The organism is Bradyrhizobium sp. T-1, assembly GCF_053592855.1.
In genome coordinates this window covers 4,485,335-4,503,572 of the sequence record NZ_CM132115.1, presented here as the reverse complement: position 1 = coordinate 4,503,572, position 18,238 = coordinate 4,485,335, and the positions used below count along the sequence as shown (strand labels likewise).

The 18,238-nt window shown below is 64.4% G+C and carries 20 protein-coding genes; 14 read left to right on the top strand and 6 right to left on the bottom strand.

Annotated features, from left to right (window positions below; translation table 11 throughout):
- The 5 genes from ACWAT4_RS21910 (at position 1) to ACWAT4_RS21890 (ending at position 5,363) form a co-directional block, all read left to right on the top strand.
- On the top strand, positions 1-993 hold the full coding sequence (locus ACWAT4_RS21910; protein WP_449728048.1) for a Bug family tripartite tricarboxylate transporter substrate binding protein: 993 nt from the start codon (positions 1-3) through the stop codon (positions 991-993).
- Positions 994-1,219: 226 nt separating this feature from the next.
- Complete coding sequence (locus ACWAT4_RS21905) at positions 1,220-1,702, top strand: tripartite tricarboxylate transporter TctB family protein (RefSeq protein WP_449728047.1); 483 nt, start codon at positions 1,220-1,222, stop codon at positions 1,700-1,702.
- Between the two features lie 11 nt (positions 1,703-1,713).
- Positions 1,714-3,252 (top strand): tripartite tricarboxylate transporter permease, encoded by a 1,539-nt coding sequence (locus ACWAT4_RS21900; RefSeq protein ID WP_449728046.1) that lies wholly within the window; start codon positions 1,714-1,716, stop codon positions 3,250-3,252.
- Positions 3,249-4,256 carry a 4-hydroxythreonine-4-phosphate dehydrogenase PdxA gene (locus ACWAT4_RS21895; protein ID WP_212427729.1) on the top strand — a complete coding sequence of 336 codons (1,008 nt, stop codon included), beginning with the start codon at positions 3,249-3,251 and terminating at the stop codon, positions 4,254-4,256. The genes ACWAT4_RS21900 and ACWAT4_RS21895 overlap by 4 nt, the downstream gene beginning before the upstream one ends.
- 93 nt (positions 4,257-4,349) lie before the next feature.
- On the top strand, positions 4,350-5,363 hold the full coding sequence (locus ACWAT4_RS21890; RefSeq protein ID WP_449728045.1) for a L,D-transpeptidase family protein: 1,014 nt from the start codon (positions 4,350-4,352) through the stop codon (positions 5,361-5,363).
- A gap of 57 nt (positions 5,364-5,420) precedes the next feature.
- On the opposite strand, the gene ACWAT4_RS21885 is transcribed toward ACWAT4_RS21890, so the two are convergent.
- Entirely contained in the window at positions 5,421-6,395 is a 975-nt protein-coding gene (locus tag ACWAT4_RS21885) for a formylglycine-generating enzyme family protein (protein ID WP_449728044.1), read from the bottom strand.
- 452 nt (positions 6,396-6,847) lie between these two features.
- On the opposite strand from ACWAT4_RS21885, the gene ACWAT4_RS21880 reads away from it, so the two are divergent.
- The gene (locus ACWAT4_RS21880) at positions 6,848-7,834 is read left to right on the top strand and encodes a helix-turn-helix domain-containing protein (protein ID WP_449728043.1); all 987 of its coding nucleotides are present in this window, start codon (positions 6,848-6,850) and stop codon (positions 7,832-7,834) included.
- Here ACWAT4_RS21880 and ACWAT4_RS21875 read toward each other — a convergent pair.
- From ACWAT4_RS21875 to ACWAT4_RS21865, 3 genes are all read right to left on the bottom strand, one after another.
- Entirely contained in the window at positions 7,831-8,328 is a 498-nt protein-coding gene (locus ACWAT4_RS21875) for a bleomycin resistance protein (protein WP_449728042.1), read from the bottom strand. The two genes, ACWAT4_RS21880 and ACWAT4_RS21875, sit on opposite strands and share 4 nt — an antisense overlap.
- 20 nt (positions 8,329-8,348) lie before the next feature.
- Positions 8,349-9,065 (bottom strand): hypothetical protein, encoded by a 717-nt coding sequence (locus tag ACWAT4_RS21870; protein ID WP_449728041.1) that lies wholly within the window; start codon positions 9,063-9,065, stop codon positions 8,349-8,351.
- 364 nt (positions 9,066-9,429) lie between these two features.
- The gene (locus ACWAT4_RS21865) at positions 9,430-10,506 is read right to left on the bottom strand and encodes a methyl-accepting chemotaxis protein (RefSeq protein ID WP_212427722.1); all 1,077 of its coding nucleotides are present in this window, start codon (positions 10,504-10,506) and stop codon (positions 9,430-9,432) included.
- Positions 10,507-10,784: 278 nt separating this feature from the next.
- Between ACWAT4_RS21865 and recJ the strand changes: the two genes are divergently transcribed.
- The 3 genes from recJ to ACWAT4_RS21850 all read left to right on the top strand — a co-directional run bounded on the left by recJ (position 10,785) and on the right by ACWAT4_RS21850 (position 14,359).
- Positions 10,785-12,626, top strand: a complete 1,842-nt coding sequence (gene recJ / locus ACWAT4_RS21860; protein WP_212299706.1) for a single-stranded-DNA-specific exonuclease RecJ — start codon at positions 10,785-10,787, stop codon at positions 12,624-12,626.
- Between the two features lie 35 nt (positions 12,627-12,661).
- A complete protein-coding gene (locus ACWAT4_RS21855) occupies positions 12,662-13,471 on the top strand; it encodes an SDR family NAD(P)-dependent oxidoreductase (protein WP_449728040.1) in 810 nt (269 codons plus the stop codon).
- A 96-nt stretch (positions 13,472-13,567) separates the two neighbouring features.
- Entirely contained in the window at positions 13,568-14,359 is a 792-nt protein-coding gene (locus tag ACWAT4_RS21850) for an aldolase (RefSeq protein ID WP_212299708.1), read from the top strand.
- A gap of 9 nt (positions 14,360-14,368) precedes the next feature.
- Here ACWAT4_RS21850 and ACWAT4_RS21845 read toward each other — a convergent pair whose 3' ends face one another.
- Positions 14,369-15,601: a lytic murein transglycosylase gene (locus tag ACWAT4_RS21845; protein WP_212427719.1), complete on the bottom strand. Its 1,233-nt coding sequence runs from the start codon at positions 15,599-15,601 to the stop codon at positions 14,369-14,371.
- Between the two features lie 125 nt (positions 15,602-15,726).
- Here ACWAT4_RS21845 and ACWAT4_RS21840 point away from each other — a divergent pair, with 125 nt between their 5' ends.
- The 3 genes from ACWAT4_RS21840 to ACWAT4_RS21830 all read left to right on the top strand — a co-directional run bounded on the left by ACWAT4_RS21840 (position 15,727) and on the right by ACWAT4_RS21830 (position 16,564).
- Positions 15,727-15,981 carry a hypothetical protein gene (locus ACWAT4_RS21840; protein ID WP_212443550.1) on the top strand — a complete coding sequence of 85 codons (255 nt, stop codon included), beginning with the start codon at positions 15,727-15,729 and terminating at the stop codon, positions 15,979-15,981.
- Positions 15,982-16,041: 60 nt separating this feature from the next.
- The gene (locus ACWAT4_RS21835) at positions 16,042-16,293 is read left to right on the top strand and encodes a hypothetical protein (RefSeq protein WP_212299711.1); all 252 of its coding nucleotides are present in this window, start codon (positions 16,042-16,044) and stop codon (positions 16,291-16,293) included.
- An 85-nt stretch (positions 16,294-16,378) separates the two neighbouring features.
- Entirely contained in the window at positions 16,379-16,564 is a 186-nt protein-coding gene (locus ACWAT4_RS21830; protein ID WP_212299712.1) for a hypothetical protein, read from the top strand.
- 6 nt (positions 16,565-16,570) lie between these two features.
- Here the strand turns inward: ACWAT4_RS21830 and ACWAT4_RS21825 are convergent, their stop codons facing one another.
- Positions 16,571-17,095 carry a MarR family winged helix-turn-helix transcriptional regulator gene (locus tag ACWAT4_RS21825; RefSeq protein ID WP_212299830.1) on the bottom strand — a complete coding sequence of 175 codons (525 nt, stop codon included), beginning with the start codon at positions 17,093-17,095 and terminating at the stop codon, positions 16,571-16,573.
- A 54-nt stretch (positions 17,096-17,149) separates the two neighbouring features.
- Here ACWAT4_RS21825 and ACWAT4_RS21820 point away from each other — a divergent pair, with 54 nt between their 5' ends.
- Positions 17,150-17,629, top strand: a complete 480-nt coding sequence (locus ACWAT4_RS21820) for a carboxymuconolactone decarboxylase family protein (RefSeq protein ID WP_449728039.1) — start codon at positions 17,150-17,152, stop codon at positions 17,627-17,629.
- A 22-nt stretch (positions 17,630-17,651) separates the two neighbouring features.
- Positions 17,652-18,149, top strand: a complete 498-nt coding sequence (locus ACWAT4_RS21815; RefSeq protein ID WP_212427717.1) for a cupin domain-containing protein — start codon at positions 17,652-17,654, stop codon at positions 18,147-18,149.
- Positions 18,150-18,238: the final 89 nt, after the last annotated feature.

The following is an 18,238-nucleotide window of genomic DNA, read 5'->3' as shown; positions in this document are numbered from 1 at the left end:
ATGCGTGGGACGTCTCTCTTCCTGTTGTCGGTCAGTGCGGCCGTGCTCGCAAGCAGTGCGCCGGCGTTTGCGGCCTGGCAGCCGCAAAAGCCGATCGAGTTCGTCGCGACCGCGGGGCCCGGTGGCGGCACCGACAATCTCGCCCGCGCGGTTCAGAACATCATCACCAAGTACAAGCTGACGGAGCAGCCGATCGTCGTCGTCAACAAGGGTGGCGGCAGCGGCGCCGAGGGCTATGTCTACGGCAAGGCCTCCGCCGGCGATCCCTACAAGGTTATCTTCGGCACCTCGAACGCCTGGCAGCAGCCGCTCGTCTCAAAGGTTGCCTTCAACTACACCGATCTCACTCCGATTGCGGCAATGGCGCAGGACGAGTTCCTGCTCTGGGTCAAGCAGGACGCGCCCTACAAGACCGCAAGCGACTATCTGAAGGCGGCCGCATCGGGCGAGTTCAAGATGGGCGGCGCGCAGTCCAAGGACACCGACGAGGTCTTGACGCGCATGATCGAGAAGGTCGGTCACATCAAGCTGACCTACATCCCGTTCAAGAGCGGCGCCGAGACTGCCGTGCAGCTCGCTGGCGGGCACCTCGACTCCCACGTCAACAATCCCAGCGAAAGCATCGGGCAATGGCGCGGCGGCACGCAGCGTCCGCTCTGCGTCTTCAGCCCGAAGCACCTGCCGCAGGGTCCCAAGGTCACCGCGACCGAGGGGTGGAGCGACGTGCCGACCTGCGCCGAGCAGGGGCTCGACATCAAGCAATATGAGCAGCCGCGCACGGTGTGGCTGCCCGGCAAGATCACGCCGGAGCAGGCCGCGTACTACGTCGACCTCATGAAGAAGGTGCAGGCGACGCCGGAATGGAAGGACTACATCGAGAAGACCTCCCAGGTCGACACGTTCCTGACCGGCGCCGAGTTTGACAAGTTCATCAAGGAGGACCTCGAGCACGTCAAGCAGGTTGCGGGCGAGCAGGGCTGGCTGATCAAGTGAGACGGGGCTCGCCTCAAATGCTGCCGTCGTCCCGGCGAACGCCGGGACCCATACCGCGTGAACTCTCGATGAGCGGCAGTCGTCGTACCGGAGCGCGTTGCACGCCGAGTCATCGTCAAACTTCTCCCTGGGGTTATGGGGCCCGGCCTTCGCCGGGACGACACCGAATGCTGGGAAACGCCAACGCTATAATCAGTCACAGCACGTGGTTTGCGCGGAGCTCCCGATGATCTCGCGCCGCGCGCTTGAACTTGCGACCGCTGTCCTTACGGGAAGCTTTGGTGTCTCCGTGGTGGTCCAGAGCCTGGACAACGGCATCGGCTGGTCGAGTGCGGGCGTGGATGCCGGCACCTTTCCGTTCCTGACCGGCATCATCATCGTCGCTGGAAGTCTCTACAATCTGGCGCGCGGCGTGATGCCGGCCGCGTCGCTGGCGAGCGTTCCCATCGCGATCACGCCGATCGAGCTGCGACGGCTGGCAGGGCTGTTCGTGCCGGCCGCGATCTTCGTCGCAGCAATTCCGCTGCTCGGGATGTATCTGGCGTCGGCGGGTTACGTGTTTGCGGTGCTGGCGATCCCCCGGCATCAATCCGTGCCTCGGGCGCTGGCGATGGCCGCGGCAACAGCGCTCGCGCTCTATGTCGTGTTCGAGCGCATGTTCCAGGTGTCCTTGCCGCACGGCGCGCTCGCCGCGGCCCTCGGGTTCTGAGGGAGAGGGCGATGGATAATCTCTCAGAGCTTCTTCACGGCTTCACCATCGCGGTCACCATCCCGCATCTGGCCTTGATGGCCGTCGGCGTGCTGCTCGGTATTCTCGTCGGCGTGCTGCCGGGGCTGGGCGCGCCGAATGGGGTGTCCCTGCTGCTGCCGCTGACTTTCGGCATGCAGCCGGTCTCGGCGATCATCCTGCTCTCCAGCATGTATTGGGGCGCGCTGTTCGGCGGCTCGGTCACGTCGATCCTGTTCAACATTCCGGGCGAACCGTCCTCGGTCGCGACCACCTTCGACGGCTATCCGATGGCCCGCGATGGCCGGCCGACCACCGCGCTCGCCACGGCGTTCGGGGCGGCGGCGTTCGGCGCACTGATTGGCGTGATCCTGATCACCTTTCTCGCGTCCTGGGTGGCGCAGGTGGCGCTCGCCTTCGGCCCACCGGAATATTTTGCGGTCTATTTCCTCGCCTTTGCGAGCTTCGTCGGCATGGGCGGTGCGGCGCCGATCAAGACAGTGGTGGCGCTCGCAATCGGCTTTGCCATCGCCGCGATCGGCATCGACACCGTGTCCGGCAGCGTGCGCCTCACCATGGGCGTGGACGAGCTGGTCAAGGGCGTGAACTTCGTCGTCGCGGTGATGGGGCTGTTCGGCATCGGCGAGCTGCTGGTCGCGGTCGAAGAAGAATTTCATGCCCGCGCCGTCTCTTCCAGGATCGACTGGCGCGAGGTGCTTCGCGCGGTCGGCCGCCTGCCGCGGCACAGTGTTGCGCTGCTGCGGAGCGCCGCGATCGGCTGCTGGATGGGGATCACGCCGGGCGGCCCGACTGCAGCGTCCTTCATGAGCTACGGCATCGCCCGTCGCTTCTCGCGCCGCGGCCGCTATTTCGGCACCGGCGAGGTCGAAGGCATCATCTCGCCGGAGACCGCCGACCATGCCGCCGGCACCAGCGCGCTGCTGCCGATGCTCTCGCTCGGCATTCCCGGCTCCGCGACGGCCGCCGTCATGATGGGCGGGCTGATGATCTGGGGCCTCAATCCCGGGCCGATGCTGTTCGTGGACCAGAAGGACTTCGTCTGGGGCCTGATCGCTTCGATGTATGTCGGCAACATCGTCGCGGTCGCGCTGGTGCTGCTGACCGTGCCGGTCTTCGCTGCCCTGATGCGGATTCCCTTCGTCGTCATCGCACCGCTGATCGTGATCATCTGCGTCGTCGGCGCCTATTCGGTGTCGAACTCCTATCTCGACGTGGTGATGATGCTCGGCTTCGGCATCGTCGGTTATCTCTTCAAGAAGCTGTTCTATCCCCTGGCGCCGCTGGTGCTCGCGATCGTCATCGGCGACAAGGCCGAGGATGCGTTCCGTCAATCGATGCTGATGTCGAAGGGATCGCTGGGCATCTTCTTTGCAAACAAGCTGGTGACGTGCCTGGTGGTAGGTGGAATTGCGCTGCTGCTGCTTCCGTTGGTGTTGCAGCTTGCGCGCCTGTTTCGCAAGCCGGCGTCTTCCGGCACCGAGACGACAAGTCAGGAGAAGGTGATCATATGACCGCAAAGCCGTTCATTGCGCTCGCAATGGGAGACCCCGCCGGCATCAGCCCGGAGTTGACCGCGAAGCTTGTGGCGCTGGACGAGATCCGCGCTCGTGGCCGCCTCGTCGTGATCGGCGACCGCCGCATCTTCGACGAGGGTGCGCGCGTCGCCGGCGTCGTGCCGGAGCTGAGCATGGTGGAGCAGGGCGCGGACTTTCGCACAGCCAAGGGCGATGCGCTGTTCGTCGATCTCGGCCATCTCGATCCCCGCGAGGTCGAGCCGAAGACTGCGACCCTTGCCGGCGGCAAATTCGCGCTGGCGAATTACCGCAACGCACTCGAGCTGGCCCGTGACGGCCGCGTCGATGCCGTCTGCTTCACCCCCTTCAACAAGCAGGCGATGCGGTATGCCCGCGCCGACTACGACGACGAGATCGCATTCTCCGCAGAAGTTGCCGGCCTGAAGACGCCGGCGAGCGAATTCAACGTGCTGGGCGAGCTCTGGAATGCGCGGGTCACCTCGCACATCCCGCTGAAGGACGTCGCGGCCAAATTGTCCAGCGAGCGCATCCGGCGCGCGCTCACGCTGACCGATGCCTGCATGCGAAAGGCCGGCTTTGCGCGGCCTCGCATTGCAGTGGCGGGTCTCAACCCCCATGCCGGCGACGGCGGCAATTTTGGCCGCGAGGAGATCGATGTCATCGCGCCCGTGGTTGAAGGCGGCAAGCGCGACGGCATCGCCGTGGACGGCCCGTTTCCAGCCGACACCGTGTTCCTGCGCGCCAAGGCCGGCGCGTTCGACGCGGTGCTGACGATGTATCATGACCAGGGCCAGATCGCGATGAAGCTGATGGGGTTCGATCGGGGCGTGACCCTGCTCGGCGGCTTCCCGTTCCCGATCTGCACGCCCGCGCACGGCACAGCCTACGACATTGCCGGCCAGGGGGTCGCGTCGATCGGTGCCAGTCGCGCGGCGGTGCTCCTCGCGGCCGAGATGGCAGCGCGTCGCGCCGTCTGGTAGGTCGCCCGGATTCCGCCGTTCGGAAAAACTGGAAACTTCCGTCGCCGAGCCGAGTTGCCAACCCGATGAACGTCTCCACGTCGGAGTTGGAACATGGCTGAGGACGTCGTGCGGCGCGCGGCGGTGAAAGTTGCGTTTGCTGTCACGCTGATCGCCTTGACGGGCGTCCCGGCGCTCGGCGCCGGGATAGACGCGGCCGCCATCGCGTCCGCCGAGCCATCGAAGAAGACGCTCTCGCGCGAGAAGCCAACCCCGGCGGGCGTCCGCTTGCAGGTCCTGCTGGACCGGGCGCACTTCTCGCCCGGCGAGATCGACGGCAAATTCGGAGAGAATGCCAGGAAGGCGCTTCGCGCCTTTGCGGAAGCACGGCAATTGCCGAACTCGGACGAGGTGACCGATGACGCCTGGAAGGCGCTGCAGGCGGAGGGCCGGCCGCCGACGATGACCTACACCATCACCGACAAGGACGTCGCAGGCCCGTTCCTGCGCAAGCTCCCATCGAAGATGGAGGACATGAAGGACATTCCGAAGCTCGGCTACACCAGTCCGCGCGAGGGGCTGGCTGAGAGGTTTCACATGAGCGAGCAACTGCTGGCGTCGCTCAACCCCGGCCGTCACTTCGACCGCGCCGGCGAGACCATCGCCGTCGTCGACGCCAGCGGCGGTGGCAGTGCGGCGCCGGCCAAGGCCGACAGGGTCGAGATCGACAAAAAGCGGCAAACGGTCAAACTGTTCGACAAGTCGAATGCGTTGATCGGCTTCTATCCGGCCAGCGTCGGCAGCGAGGAGAAACCATCACCATCAGGCACGCTGAAGGTCACCGAGATCGATCCAAATCCGACCTACCGCTATAATCCCGCCTATCATTTCAAGGGCGTTCATTCGCGGAAACCGTTCAAGATCATGCCCGGCCCGAACAATCCGGTCGGCACGGTGTGGGTCAACCTCTCCGCCGACGGCTACGGCATCCATGGCACGCCGGCCCCGCAAAACATCTCCAAGGGACAATCGCATGGCTGCGTGCGTCTCACCAATTGGGACGCCGAACGGGTCGCGGCGAGCGTCGCGAAGGGGACGCCGGTCGCGTTTGTGGAAGGCGGCGGATGATGCGGGATCCGGAGCCCTGATGGCACAAGCGTCGAATGTGCAACCCAGCCGATGCGGCTATGCTGCACGCGCCACGCAGCGGAAGCCGATATGGCTGGTCGACGTGTCGATCGGCTCGGCATGGCGCGCGGCCGGGCGGTAGCGGCGGCAGTAATTGGGCGCGCAGAGATGCGAGCCACCCTTCAGGACTTTGCGGGGAATCCTGAGATCGGGGAGGCGAGGGTCGTGGCTTGCGTCTTCACGGCCGCCGTGCGGATTGTGCGGAATGCAGCCGGGCTTCGCAGTGTCGGCCTCATGCTTGGCCGACCACCAATCGGAGGTCCACTCCCAGACATTGCCGATCATGTCGTGGAGGCCGTAGCCGTTCGGCGGGAAGGCCATGACCGGCGAGGTACGCTCGAACCCATCCTCGCCGAGATTCTGGACCGGGAAGTTGCCCTGCCAGAGGTTGGCCATGTGCTTGCCTTCAGGCATCAACGCATCGCCCCAGGCGAACTCCTCGCCGTCGAGGCCGCCGCGCGCGGCGAATTCCCATTCCGCTTCAGTCGGCAACTCCTTGCCGGCCCAGCGCGCATAGGCCGCCGCATCGCTGTAGGAGACGTGCACGACCGGATGGTCGTCGAGCCCCCTGATGTTGCTGCCGGGGCCATAAGGATGGCGCCAATCGGCGCCGCGCGCGAACGACCACCATTGGCTCCAGTCGGAAAGATCGGTGATGTGCGGCAGCGGAGAGAACACCAGTGATCCCGCGTAGAGCATCTCCCGCATCGTGCCGGGATAATCTTCGGGCTCTGGAACGATCTGTGCTTCCGTGAGATGGCCGGTCGCGTTGACGAATTGCGCGAACTGCCGGTTGGTGATCGGCGTCCGATCGATCCAGAAGCCGTCGACCGAGACGCGATGGCTCGGCGCTTCCTCGGGATAATGACGGTCGGATCCCATGCGAAAGGTTCCACCGGGAATGAAGACCATCTCGCCGGTCTTCACATCATCCGGCAACCACTCACAGTGATCCAGATCTGCCCGCAACATTGTGGCAATCCCGATACGCGTAACCCGATCTGATGATGCTACAGCGTGGACTCTGGCAGATGTCGATGACGACACATTGCCGGGCCTATCGGACGCATTGTCTGGTCCTCTCCTTTTTGGCGCTCAGAGACCAGGACGCGGCATTGCGTCAACATCTCTTTCCTTTGGGCGCGCGCAGTTGGGCACACGACACATGCCTTGCCGCGTGCGCCCTGCCGTCCGCAGAGCGCTTCCGATCGATATTGCAGAGATCGCAAAACGTATCCGAAGATTGGCTGACTGTGATGTGCAGTTTGTGCCAATACGCGCGGGTCTGGTGAGGCCTAACGACCCATGTCGCAAATTCCTGACTCAGAACGCGACGTCGACTTGTCGCGCCCACCATCGCGTAATGGTAGTATTGTGCTGCCATATGCCCCAGAATTGTCGCCCTTCAGTAACAGGATAGGGCCATGGGGCAATTCCTTCTGGTTGATTCGAAAAAGCTGGATGGTTTTGAAGGCCTCCGCCAGGCCGTTCACGGGTCGCATGTCGACGTGATGCAGCTCGGCCGCGGAAGGTTGCGCGGAACGTTGTCCCATGTCGGCATCGGCGAATTCTCGCTCAGTATTGGCGCCTTCAACGTCGGCATGCGCACGCAGCGCGTCTCCAGCGACGACAAGCTGATCATCGGAATGTTGCTCACGGCCCAGGAGCGCGTCGCCCATTGGGCGTTCGACATGCAGCTCAACGACGTGCTCGTCATTCCGCCGCGGCTCGAGCATGACGGCGTCTTTCACGGCGCGTCCGCTTACGCCGCGATGCGCTTCGACCTCAGCGAGGTCGCATCGCTATTTGGTGGTGAAGCGCGGCTGAGCGATCCCGACACCTGGCGCAGCCGCGGTCATTTCCGCGCGGACCTCGAGACAGGCGGGATCGCCAGCCGCCGCCTGGTCCGGATCATGTCACATCTGCGCAGCCGTACCGGCAGCCTGACGCCCTCGACCGCCGATTTCTGGAAGCGATCGATCGTCGAATGCATGGCGGCCAACGTCATGTCGTCGCTGCCGCCGGACGACAGCGGCTGGCTGCCTTCGGCGCGTCGGCTGATCCGCAGGGTCGAGGACCATCTCGACGAGGCCGGCACGCGCCCGGTGCATGTGTCGGAGATCTGCGCCGCACTGAGCGTATCCCGGCGCACCCTGCACCGTGCCTTTCAGGAGGTATTCGGTCTCGGTCCGGTCAGCTTCCTCAGGCACAAGCGGCTCTGCGCTGTTTATTCGATCCTGCGCCGGAGCGCGCCCGGCTCGACCACCGTGGCAGCCGTCGCGATGCAACAGGGCTTTTACGAGCTCGGCCGGTTCGCGCAATACTACCTCGCCATGTTCGGGGAGCATCCGTCGCAGACCCTCGGAATTACACCATTGCCGACCGACGGGGACAGCATCGCCAGAGCCTAGCGGTCAGGCGATGGCGATGGTGCGCGCATTCCCAGGCGTTCGACGAGGCGGATCAAATAGCCGTCGGGATCCTGGACCAGGAATTCACGCTGTCCGTCCTCCTGGTCGCCAACCCGATACCAGGCTTCGTTCGGCGGCTCGTAGAGCGGCCATTTCGCGTCGTCGAGCGCCCTCAGCACCGGATCGATACGATCGACGACCATCTGGAAATTGACGCCGCGCCCGAACGGCCGGTGCATCTCCGCCGTCTCCCAGCGCCCGTTCAATTCGCAAAGCATCACCTGCAAGCGTCCCCGCACGAGATAGGCAAATCGGGCGGCAGGACGATCATAAGCGATCTCGAAACCCAGCAGGTCCCGCCAGAACGACAGGCTGGCCTGAATGTCCGAAACGCTGAGCTCAGGCACCAGATCGGCAAAGCCACCCTGCGGCGCGCCTCCCGTGCTGTCGGAGGCGGCGCGGGCGACAGGGTCTGTCAGCTTCGGTTTGTCCATTGCGGTCTAGCCTTGAGCGCCTACCGCTTGGCGATCAGCTTCGCGGTCAACTGGTCGAATTCAATTAGTGCTTCGTCGCTGATCGGGCGCCGCATGACCTTGCGTCGCTCCTCGCGCAGCGATTGAGCGGAGGACGGGCTGGGAGAGCCGAGACGCGTGGTCCTGTCCAGCAGCGATTTTGCGTAGGCCGTGGCTTCCGCAGGCTTGCCCTGATTGTCTGCAAAGGCTTTCACTGCGGAGTTCGCAGCAGGCGTCACCGCGTACCAGAGCGCCAGCAGGAGACTCTTCTGCGTTCGGACCTCGGGTTCTGTTGCAAGCCTAGTGGCGAGGTCAGCAACGAACAGCGTCTCGTCCATTGGAAACAGCATGCAGATGAGGGAGTAGTCTTGGCCAAGCGTGAGTGAATGCTGAGGGATGAATGCTTTGAAATCGGGGAATGTCAAAATGCGGAAGGCGGCTTCGCGCGTGTCTAGTCCCTTGCTGCCGAGCGCCTGGACGGTCCGGACGTAATCGGCGGATTGAATCCCGTGCAGGTCTGCTTTTGCGATCGCGTGGAGTGCCAGGGTCTGGTCGGACCGGTCCGTCGAAAGGGCGAGAAGGAGCTTGCTCCCGTCATAGAAGAAGAACGCCGAATTCGCAGGATTTTCCAGCTCTTTTCGGAGCAAAGGCAAATTGCGCGAAGGATCGGCTTTGACCGCAGTCCAGAACTGATCCAGCTGGCTCGACTTCGCCTGCATCTCGGCGCGCGGCAGCTTGTGCGGCTCGAAGCTGTATAGCGCGGCGACTTTTGCGTGGAAGTCGGCCGCCGCAGTCGATTGCGCGTGAGCGAGACTGGATCCTGTCAGGAGAACAACGAGCGAGGCGAGGACGCGGACCGCGAGCATGGGTATCAGATGCCGGATGAAGCTGAAACGATCAGGCGCATGCGATCGTCCCGTCTACCGGGAGGCACGCACCTTGCGATCATCACAGGTTGCCAGTGTTTTGCCCGACGTGTCAAACGGGACGACCGGCTGAGACATCCGGCGTCGTCGCCCCGCGCTACTGTGCATGGGGTTGTTTTGCAGATTTCGTTTGATGGGCGGCGACGTCGACGCGGCCTTACGCCGCGCAGACGATCACGCCGTACCAGCCGAGCCCGCGATAGGTCTCGTAGCCCGGTGTCGCATGGAAGGCGATCATCGCACCGGAGCGGTCCTGGTAGACGCCGGAGCGCTGGCCGCCCAGCGACAGTGAGATGCGCTCGCTCAAGATGCCCTGTCCGTCGGAGGCGGCGATCACGCGAAAATGCGAGTCGACCAGCAGCACGCGCGCCTTGTCGTTGTCGCCGACACGTACGCCCTGCACGATCGCACGCGCCTGCGGCTCCCAGTCGAAATGGATCGCGAGGACGCCGATCGGCGCGCCGTTGGCCTGGCCGCCGGCGCGGACGCTGGCGCAGTAGGTCGCGACCTGGGCGTTGCCGAGCAGGGGCTGGTTCTCGACGTCGCCGGCGACATAGTCGTCACCGGAGCGCAGGGTCTTTGCCTCGCGAAACCATTTGGTGTGGGCGACGTTCTGGCCGACCACACGAAAGCGGTCGGCGCGGCCGTTGGCGATGACGTTGCCGTCGAGGTCGCAGAGCCAGAGATCGAGATAGACCGTGTAGGCGCCGAGGATGACGCCGAGCCGCTGCGAGGCATAGGAGACCGCCGCCGGAGCAGGCGAGGCCGCGCAATCGACCACGGCGGAATCGGTCGCCCACCAGCGCACATCGCAGGTGCGCTCATAGAGATTGCGGTCGATCAGCTCGACCGCGTTGAGCGACAGATCCATCATGCGCTCTCCGCGCGAACGCTGGCTCATGCGCTCGATCGAGGCGACCAGATCGCCGGTGCGTTTCGTCAGCTGCGTCTCGAGCTCGCGCGCGATGGTCTCGACCTGCTGGCCGACGCCGCGCACCTCCTGCGCCACCACCGCAAAGCCCGCGCCTTGCGCGCCGGCGCGGGAGCTTTCGATCAGCGCGTTCAACGCCAGCATCTTCATTTGGTTGGTGATCTGCTGGATCGACTTGGTCTTGTCGACCGCGATCTGGTTGACCTCCGCGGTCAGGCGGTTGATCAGCGCGGAGATGTCCGAATCGTCGTCAGCGGGCTCGGTGGTGGTCGGCTTGGTTTTCAGACCCAGCGCAGCAGACATCGGGAGCTTCCCTTGGCAATGAGGTCTGATCTGCAATGAACTGGGAACAACGGCTTACAGATCGAATAAGAATCGTTTTCGAAGATTCTGGCTAACGCCCACTTAATTTGCTGTCCGCCCGGCTGCTCAAATGGTAGTCAGCTCGCTCAGCATTTCAGCAATCCACCGCTTTGTGGGCCGCTGACATTGCAAATGGCCGCGGATTCCCGACGAATCCTGCGATCGGACTCGGCCATCGCGCCGCTGCTTATGCCCAGACCATTTGAACCCCGCGAATCATGACGCCGCCCGCCACCGCCTTACCCGTCGAAATGCCTCAGGCCTTCCTGGGCGTGGCGCGCTCGCTTACCGACAAGCTCTGGCGCACCCGGCTCGATGCGCGCGGGGCCGCCACGGCCCTCGCCATCGTGCAACGCCACCAGCTGCCCGAATTGCTGGCGCGAGTGCTGGCCGGCCGTGGCGTCGATATCGACGCCGTGCCTGATTTCCTCGATCCGACCATCCGCAAGCTGATGCCCGATCCCTTCACGGTCACGGAGATGGAGGCCGCGGCGAAACGGATCGCGGATGCGGCCGCGAAGGGCGAGACCGTCGCAATCTTCGGCGACTACGACGTCGACGGCGCGACCTCGGCGGCGCTGCTCGCCTGGCATCTGCGCCATTGCGGGCTCGATCCGCTGATCCACATTCCCGACCGCATCTTTGAGGGCTACGGCCCGAACGTCGAAGCCGTGCGCGGGCTGGCGGCCAAGGGCGCCACGCTGCTCGTCACCGTCGATTGCGGCACCACCAGCATCGAGCCGCTCGCCGAAGCGAAGCGCCTCGGCATGTCCGTCGTCGTGATCGATCACCATCAGGCCGGCACCGAGCTGCCGGAGGTCGACGCACTGGTCAATCCGAACCGGCTCGACGATCTCTCCGGCCTCGGCCATCTTGCGGCCGTTGGCCTCGTGCTGGTGACGCTGGTCGCCGTCAATCGCGAGCTGCGCCAGCGCGGGTTCTGGAATGCGGAGATGCCGGAGCCTGATCTGTTGGGCATGCTGCATCACGTCGCGCTCGGCACCGTCGCGGACGTCGCGCCGTTGATCGGCCTCAACCGCGCCTTCGTCGCCAAAGGGCTGATCGCGATGCGGCGGCGCGACCATGTCGGCCACACCGCGCTGATGGATGTGGCGCGGCTCAATGGCCCCCCCGAAGCCTGGCATCTCGGCTTCATGCTCGGTCCGCGCGTCAATGCGGGCGGCCGGATCGGCCGCGCCGATCTCGGCGTGCGGTTGCTGCTGGAAGGTGACAGCGTCGAGGCCGCGCGGATCGCGGCCGAGCTCGACCGCCTCAACAGCGAGCGCCGCGTGATCGAGCAGGCTGCCGAAGCGCAGGCCGAAGCCGAGGCGCTGGCCTCGATCGGTCTGGAAGACAAGCTCGGCGTGATCGTCACCGCGTCCGAAGGCTGGCATCCCGGCGTGGTCGGCCTCGTCGCCTCGCGCCTGAAGGAGAAGTTCTCGCGACCGGCCTTTGCGATTGCACTCGAGCCCGGCGGCATCGGCACTGGATCGGGCCGCTCGATCGCCGGCGTCGATCTCGGCAAGGCGGTGCGGCAGGCTGTGACTGACGGCATTTTGCTTAAGGGCGGTGGCCACGCCATGGCCGCGGGCGTCACGCTGCGGAAGGAAAAGCTCGCCGAATTCCGCGCCTATCTGGAGCACGCCCTGGCGCAGGACGTCGCCGAGGCACGCCACGTCAACGAGCTCTACATCGACGGCGCGATCTCGGCGCGCGCGGTGACGACGGAGCTTGCGACCACGCTCAATCGCGCGGGTCCCTTCGGCAGCGGCAATCCGGAGCCGGTGCTGGCGCTGCCGGGGCATCAACTCGTTTTTGCTGACGAAGTCGGGCAGGCGCACTTGAGGCTGCGCTTCAAATCGGGGGACGGCGCCATCGTCAATGGCATCGCATTTCGTTCGGTCGGGCAAAAGCTCGGCAATGCGCTTCTCGCCAATCGCGGCCAGCAACTGCATGTCGCCGGCTCCTTGTCTGTCGATCGCTATCAGGGCGCCGAGCGCGTGCAGTTTCGCGTCATCGACGTCGCACTACCGGACCAGGGGCCATCCGTCATTAGGTAGCGGCCTCAAACAACAAAAAAGAAAAGGAGAGAAACATGGCAGGGCAGGTTGAGGGCAAGGTCGCGCTGGTCACGGGGGGCGCGTCCGGCATTGGCGAAGCCATCGTCGAGCTGTTCGCGCGCGAGGGCGCGACCGTTGTCGCAACTGACATCGACGAGCTGCGTGGCTCCGAGCTTGCCAAGCGAGTGACGACAGCCGGCGGCAACGCGATCTTCCTGGAGCAGGACGTCACCAGCGAGGAGCGCTGGGTTGAGATCGTCGCCGAGATCGCGAAGCGCTATGGCCGGCTCGACGTCATGGTCTCCAATGCCGGCATCGGCATTGCCGTGCCCTCGATCACCGACATGACACTGTCTGACTGGCGCAAGCAGAACGCGATCAATCTCGACGGTGTGTTCCTCTCCGTGAAGCATTGCCTGCCCTTGATGCGCAAGACCGGCGGCGGCTCGATCGTCATGATGTCCTCGCTCGCGGGCCTGCGCGGCGCGCCCGGCCTGTCAGCTTATTCGCTGACCAAGGGCGGCGTGCGGCTGTTCGCCAAATCGATCGCAATGGAGTGCGCGGCCGCCGGTGACGGTATCCGCGTCAACTCCGTGCATCCCGGCATTATCGATACCCCGATCTGGGGCAAGATCCCGACGGGGGCGGCGGGCGCAGGCCAGAACGCACCGATCGATCCCGAGGAGCGGGCCAAGGTCGCGACGCCGCTTGGCCGCGCAGGTCAGGCTGCAGAGATTGCTTCCGGCGTGTTGTATCTGGCGTCGGATGCCTCGCGCTACGTCACCGGCAGCGAGCTCGTCATCGATGGCGGAATGAATGCCGGCGGCGTACCGCGGCGGGCGTGAGACGCGCAGGGCAGGGTGGCGGCCGGAGGGGCTGACGCGCAGGCGTAGCCCCTGTAAAACGCTGGCATCTCCTGCCCGAAAGAGGTTTCAGTCGCCATGGCGCACAGTCTTCACGCCTCCACACCCGCGCCCGTCCGTTCGAACCGGCCGGACCTTGCGACCGATGCGATCCGCACCGCGCGCGAGGATCTCGCCGCCTGTTTCCGAATGGCTGCGCGCAACGGTTTCGAGGAGGGCATCTGCAACCACTTCTCGGCCGTGGTGCCAGGCCATGACGATCTCTTCCTGGTCAACCCTTATGGTTACGCCTTCCGCGAGCTGACGGCGTCAAAGCTGCTGATCTGTGATTTCCACGGCCACGTCCTCGACGGCGAAGGTGAGCCCGAGGCGACCGCGTTCTACATCCATGCCGAAATGCACAAGCGCCTGCCGCGCGCCAAGGTCGCTTTTCACACCCACATGCCCTACGCGACGGCGCTGTCGATGACCGAGGGTGATCCCCTGATCTGGGCCGGCCAGACCGCGCTGAAATTCTATGGCCGTACCGCGGTCGATCGCGATTACAACGGTCTCGCGCTCGACAATCGCGAAGGCGCGCGCATCGCCTCGGCCGTGGGCGATGCCGACATCGTCTTCATGAAGCATCACGGCGTGATGGTGCTGGCGCCGACCATCGCGGAAGCCTGGGACGATCTCTACTACCTCGAACGCGCCGCCGAGGTGCAAGTGCTGGCGATGTCGACGGGTCGAAAGGTTCTGCCGGTCGATCCGTCGGTTGCGGCAGAGACCTACAGGCAGATGCGCGAAGGCGATTCCGAATCCGCGCGATTGCATCTAGCCGCGATCCGCCGTCAGCTCGATGCGGAAGAGCCGCAATACCGGCATTGAGGCTGCCGGCTACGATCCCTGCCGCAGCTTTGCCAAAACCTTCAGCCCGCCATAGCCATCCGCGGGCGCGATCCCGGCACGCTGCTGAAAATCCTTGATCGCCTTCATGGTGTCGTTGCCGACGCGGCCGTCGGTGCCGCCGGTATCGAAGCCGGCTTTGGTCAGCCGCGTCTGCATCTCCTGCACCTCGGCAAGCGTAAGCACGCGCTCGGAGCCGGGGAACGGTTGAATGAAGGGCGGCGCGCCCAGGCAGCGGTCGCCGAGATGGCAGATCGCGAGCGCATAGTTCATCGAGGGATTGTAGCTCTTCACCGAATAGAAGTTCGGTCCGAGCAGGAAGGTCGGCCCGCCCGCGACCGGCGTCCACATTTGCGCCGATCCGTTCGGCTGTGGAAACGCCTGGCCGTCGGCGCGTGTGACGCCGGCTGCCTGCCACGCCGCATAGGTGCGGCTGCCGCTCATTTCACTGGGCGCGCGCACCTCGTAGCCCCAATGCTCGCCGCGATGCCATTTGCCGCGATTGACCAGATATTTTGCGGTGGAGCCCAGCGCGTCGTCGGGCTTGCCAAACGGCGAGACCTTGCCGTCGCCGTCATAGTCGATGCCGACATTGAGCCAGACTTCCGGCATCCATTGCGAATGCCCCATCGCGCCGGCCCATGATCCCTGCATTTCCTCGGGCGTGCTCCAGCCCTTGTCGACGATGCGCAGCGCGTTGATCAGCTCGGTCTCCCAATAGGCTTTACGGCGCGGCTCGTTCCAGGCGAGCGCGGCGAGGGAGGGAAACACCGGCGTCATGTGATTTTGCTGCACCAGCGGATCGCCATAGGCCGACTCCACGCCCCACAGCGCCAGCAGTGTGCCGCGCTCGACGCCGAAATCCCGCTCGATGCGCGCCAGCAGCGCCTCGTTGTTCTTCAGCGCGATCTTGCCGTTGATGATGCGCCAGTCAGAGACACGTCGATTGATGTACTGCCAGACCTGCTCATGGAATTCGGGTTGGTTGCGCATCTGCTTGAACACGCTCATGTCTGGCTCGACCCGCGCCATCGCGCGCTGCCACGTCGCGGCCGAAATGCCCTTCGCCATGGCGCGTGCGCGAAAGCTTTCGCGCCATTCGTCGAACCCGGGCGGCGATGCAAGAACATGCGTTGGGGATGCCAGCAGCGCGGCTGAGCCGAGCGTGGATTGCAGCAGGGCGCGGCGGGTGATGCGACTAGTCGAGGAATCAGCGTGTTTCATACGGTCATTCTAGCGGGAAAAAAGGCCCCTGTGAGCCGGTTCCTGGAACGCGAGGAACAGGCAGTTCCCCGGAACAAAGCGTCGCACTGCTGCATTCCCTCAGCACGACATTTGAGGAGGACAAAATGAGGAAATATCTGTTTGCCGCTGCCATGATCACAGCCATCGCAGCCCCTGCGTTCGCGGATGAGGTCGGCGTTCACGTCGGTCCGGTCGGCGCCGGCGTGACGGTCGGCGAGTCTCACGAATATCGTGACCGCGATCGCGACCGCACTACTGTTATCAAGGAGCGCGCGCCCGCTGAGCGCAAAACCGTGATCAAGAAGGAAGATGAATTCGGCAACCGCAGCAAGACTGTGATCCATCACGACAACGATTGACGGAGCAAGGCCCCGGCCGATCGCCGGGGCCCGTCTTCCTCAACGCGACTTTGGGGTGGAATGAAGATACGCACGCATGCAGAAAGCCATGTCGTCGAGCTCGACGACGGATCGTGTTGGCAGATTTTTCCCGGCGATCTTGCGGCGACGCTGAGCTGGAAGCCTGAAACGGATCTGCATCTGGAGCCGAGCGCCGACCGAATGGGTTCGCACGTGCTGGTGAACACCACGGACCGAAGTCGCGTCCGGGTCATCGCGGCGGGCGAAGTGTGGCCGGATGGCGAGGTTAAGAAAGTGTTGAAGGGCGGATAGGGCGCCCTTGGTCAAGACCCGAATCTCCCGAGTTTAGGCCTGTTCCTTTACGGTCGGTTCGTTTCCGTCTGCGCATCATGCGCACATGCGAGAGCTGTTCGACATCATCCGTGCCAATCCCTGGCCCTTCGGTGCGGGACTCTTGGTCGTGGTCATGATGATCCTTGCAGAGAATTTCGGCCGCGGCATCCAGGGTGATGGTGGCGCGGGCGGCGATTTCGCTGATTTCGGCGGGTGCGATGGTGGCGGGGATGCAGGAGGCGGCGACTAGGTTCGCCTAATCCTCCTGCAGCTCCGTCGCGACGTTGGCGAGCCAGCGGCGAATGCTTGCCTCCGCCTTGGCATCGAGGTTGCTGGCGAGACGCTTTTCCAGTTCAATCACGCGATCCCTGCAAACCTTCAGCAAGGTCGTTCCGCGCGATGTCGGTGTCCATTGCTGGATGCGGCCGTGGACAGGATGCGGCGTCATCACAATCGCGCCGTCGCGTTCGAGGTTACGGATGATCACTCCGACCGTTTGCGGCGTCAGGAAGGTGAGGCGGGCGACGTCGGCCCCCGATAACCCCGGATAGGCGTTCAGCATGGTTAGGACGGCGAATTGCGGCGAGGTCACGCCGAGATCGGCCAGCGTACGTTCCATTTTCAGCCTCACCGCGGCGTGGGCCTGACGCAGGAGATAGCCGAGATAGCCTTGCTCGCCGCGCTTGCCTTCGCCGGGGGCGGGCACATGCACCGCTGCCGGCTCGCTGGATGCCCGCTGCTTCGGTTTCGATTTCGTGATGCTGGCTGGCTTGCGCATAATATAAGAGCCCTGATAATATATAAGTGGTCTTATATTATCACGAGGTGAACGGCAATGTCACACGCCCGCAGCGAATACGAGGATTTCAAGAGGATTGCGCCGGACGCGTATGATCTGGTGCTTGCGCTGGGCCAGGTTGCGGCCAAGGCCGGCCTCGACAAGCAGCTCCTTGAGCTCGTCAAGTTGCGCGCCTCGCAGATCAATGGCTGCGCCTTCTGTGTTCAGCATCATGTTCTTCTCTCGGAGCGGCTCGGGGTGTCCGCTGACAAGCTTCATCTCGTCGCGGTCTGGCGCGAGGCACCGATCTACTCGGCGCGCGAGCGTGCAGCGCTAGCCTGGGCCGAGGCTCTGACCCTGTTGCCCGAGGGCTTCGGCGACGAGATCTATGCCGAGGCGCAGCGCGAATTTTCTGCGGCCGAGCTGATGTACCTGACCTCGGCAATTGCCTCGATCAACGTCTGGAACCGCTTTGGCGCGGCCTTCCGCTGGACGCCGCCAAAGCGGCACATGGCGGCGAATGCCGCGGCGTCCTGATTGAAACGAGGGGGAGATGACAATGACCGCCATGGGTTTAGCAGCCGTTCCGCGTCAATCGCGGTCGATGGCCTGGGCCGTCGTAGCCGGCCTTGCGTGCGCATTTGCGATCGGCAAGGCGCTGCCGGTGACGATGGATACCGTCTCAGGGGCGCTTTCGCCACTCTGCGCTACCGCCGCCGAAAGTTCGCCACTCGACAAGGTCGAACCGGTCGGCTCCTACGCACTGCCCAACGTGCCGGGCAAGCGCGTCACCATCGTGCGGGTGTTCTACGGTCCAGGCGGGTTTTCGCGTCCGCACCGCCATGCGGGCTCGGTGACAGCTTACATTACCAAGGGCGAGATCCGCTCCCAGCTCGGCGGCGGCCCGGTCGAGACGTTTGGCGTCGGCCAGTCCTTCTTCGAGCCGCCCGGCGCGACGCACCTGGTCTCGGCCAATGCCAGCACCACGGAACCGGCCGAATTGATCGCCGTGTTCGTGGCCGATGAAGGCGCGCAGCTCACGACGTTTTTGGAGTGATCCGGAGCCTGCTCAGTTCTCTTCGCTGCTCGATCCCTCGCGCAGATCAGGCTTGACCACGTCCTCGGGCAGCGCATGCGCGACCGGCT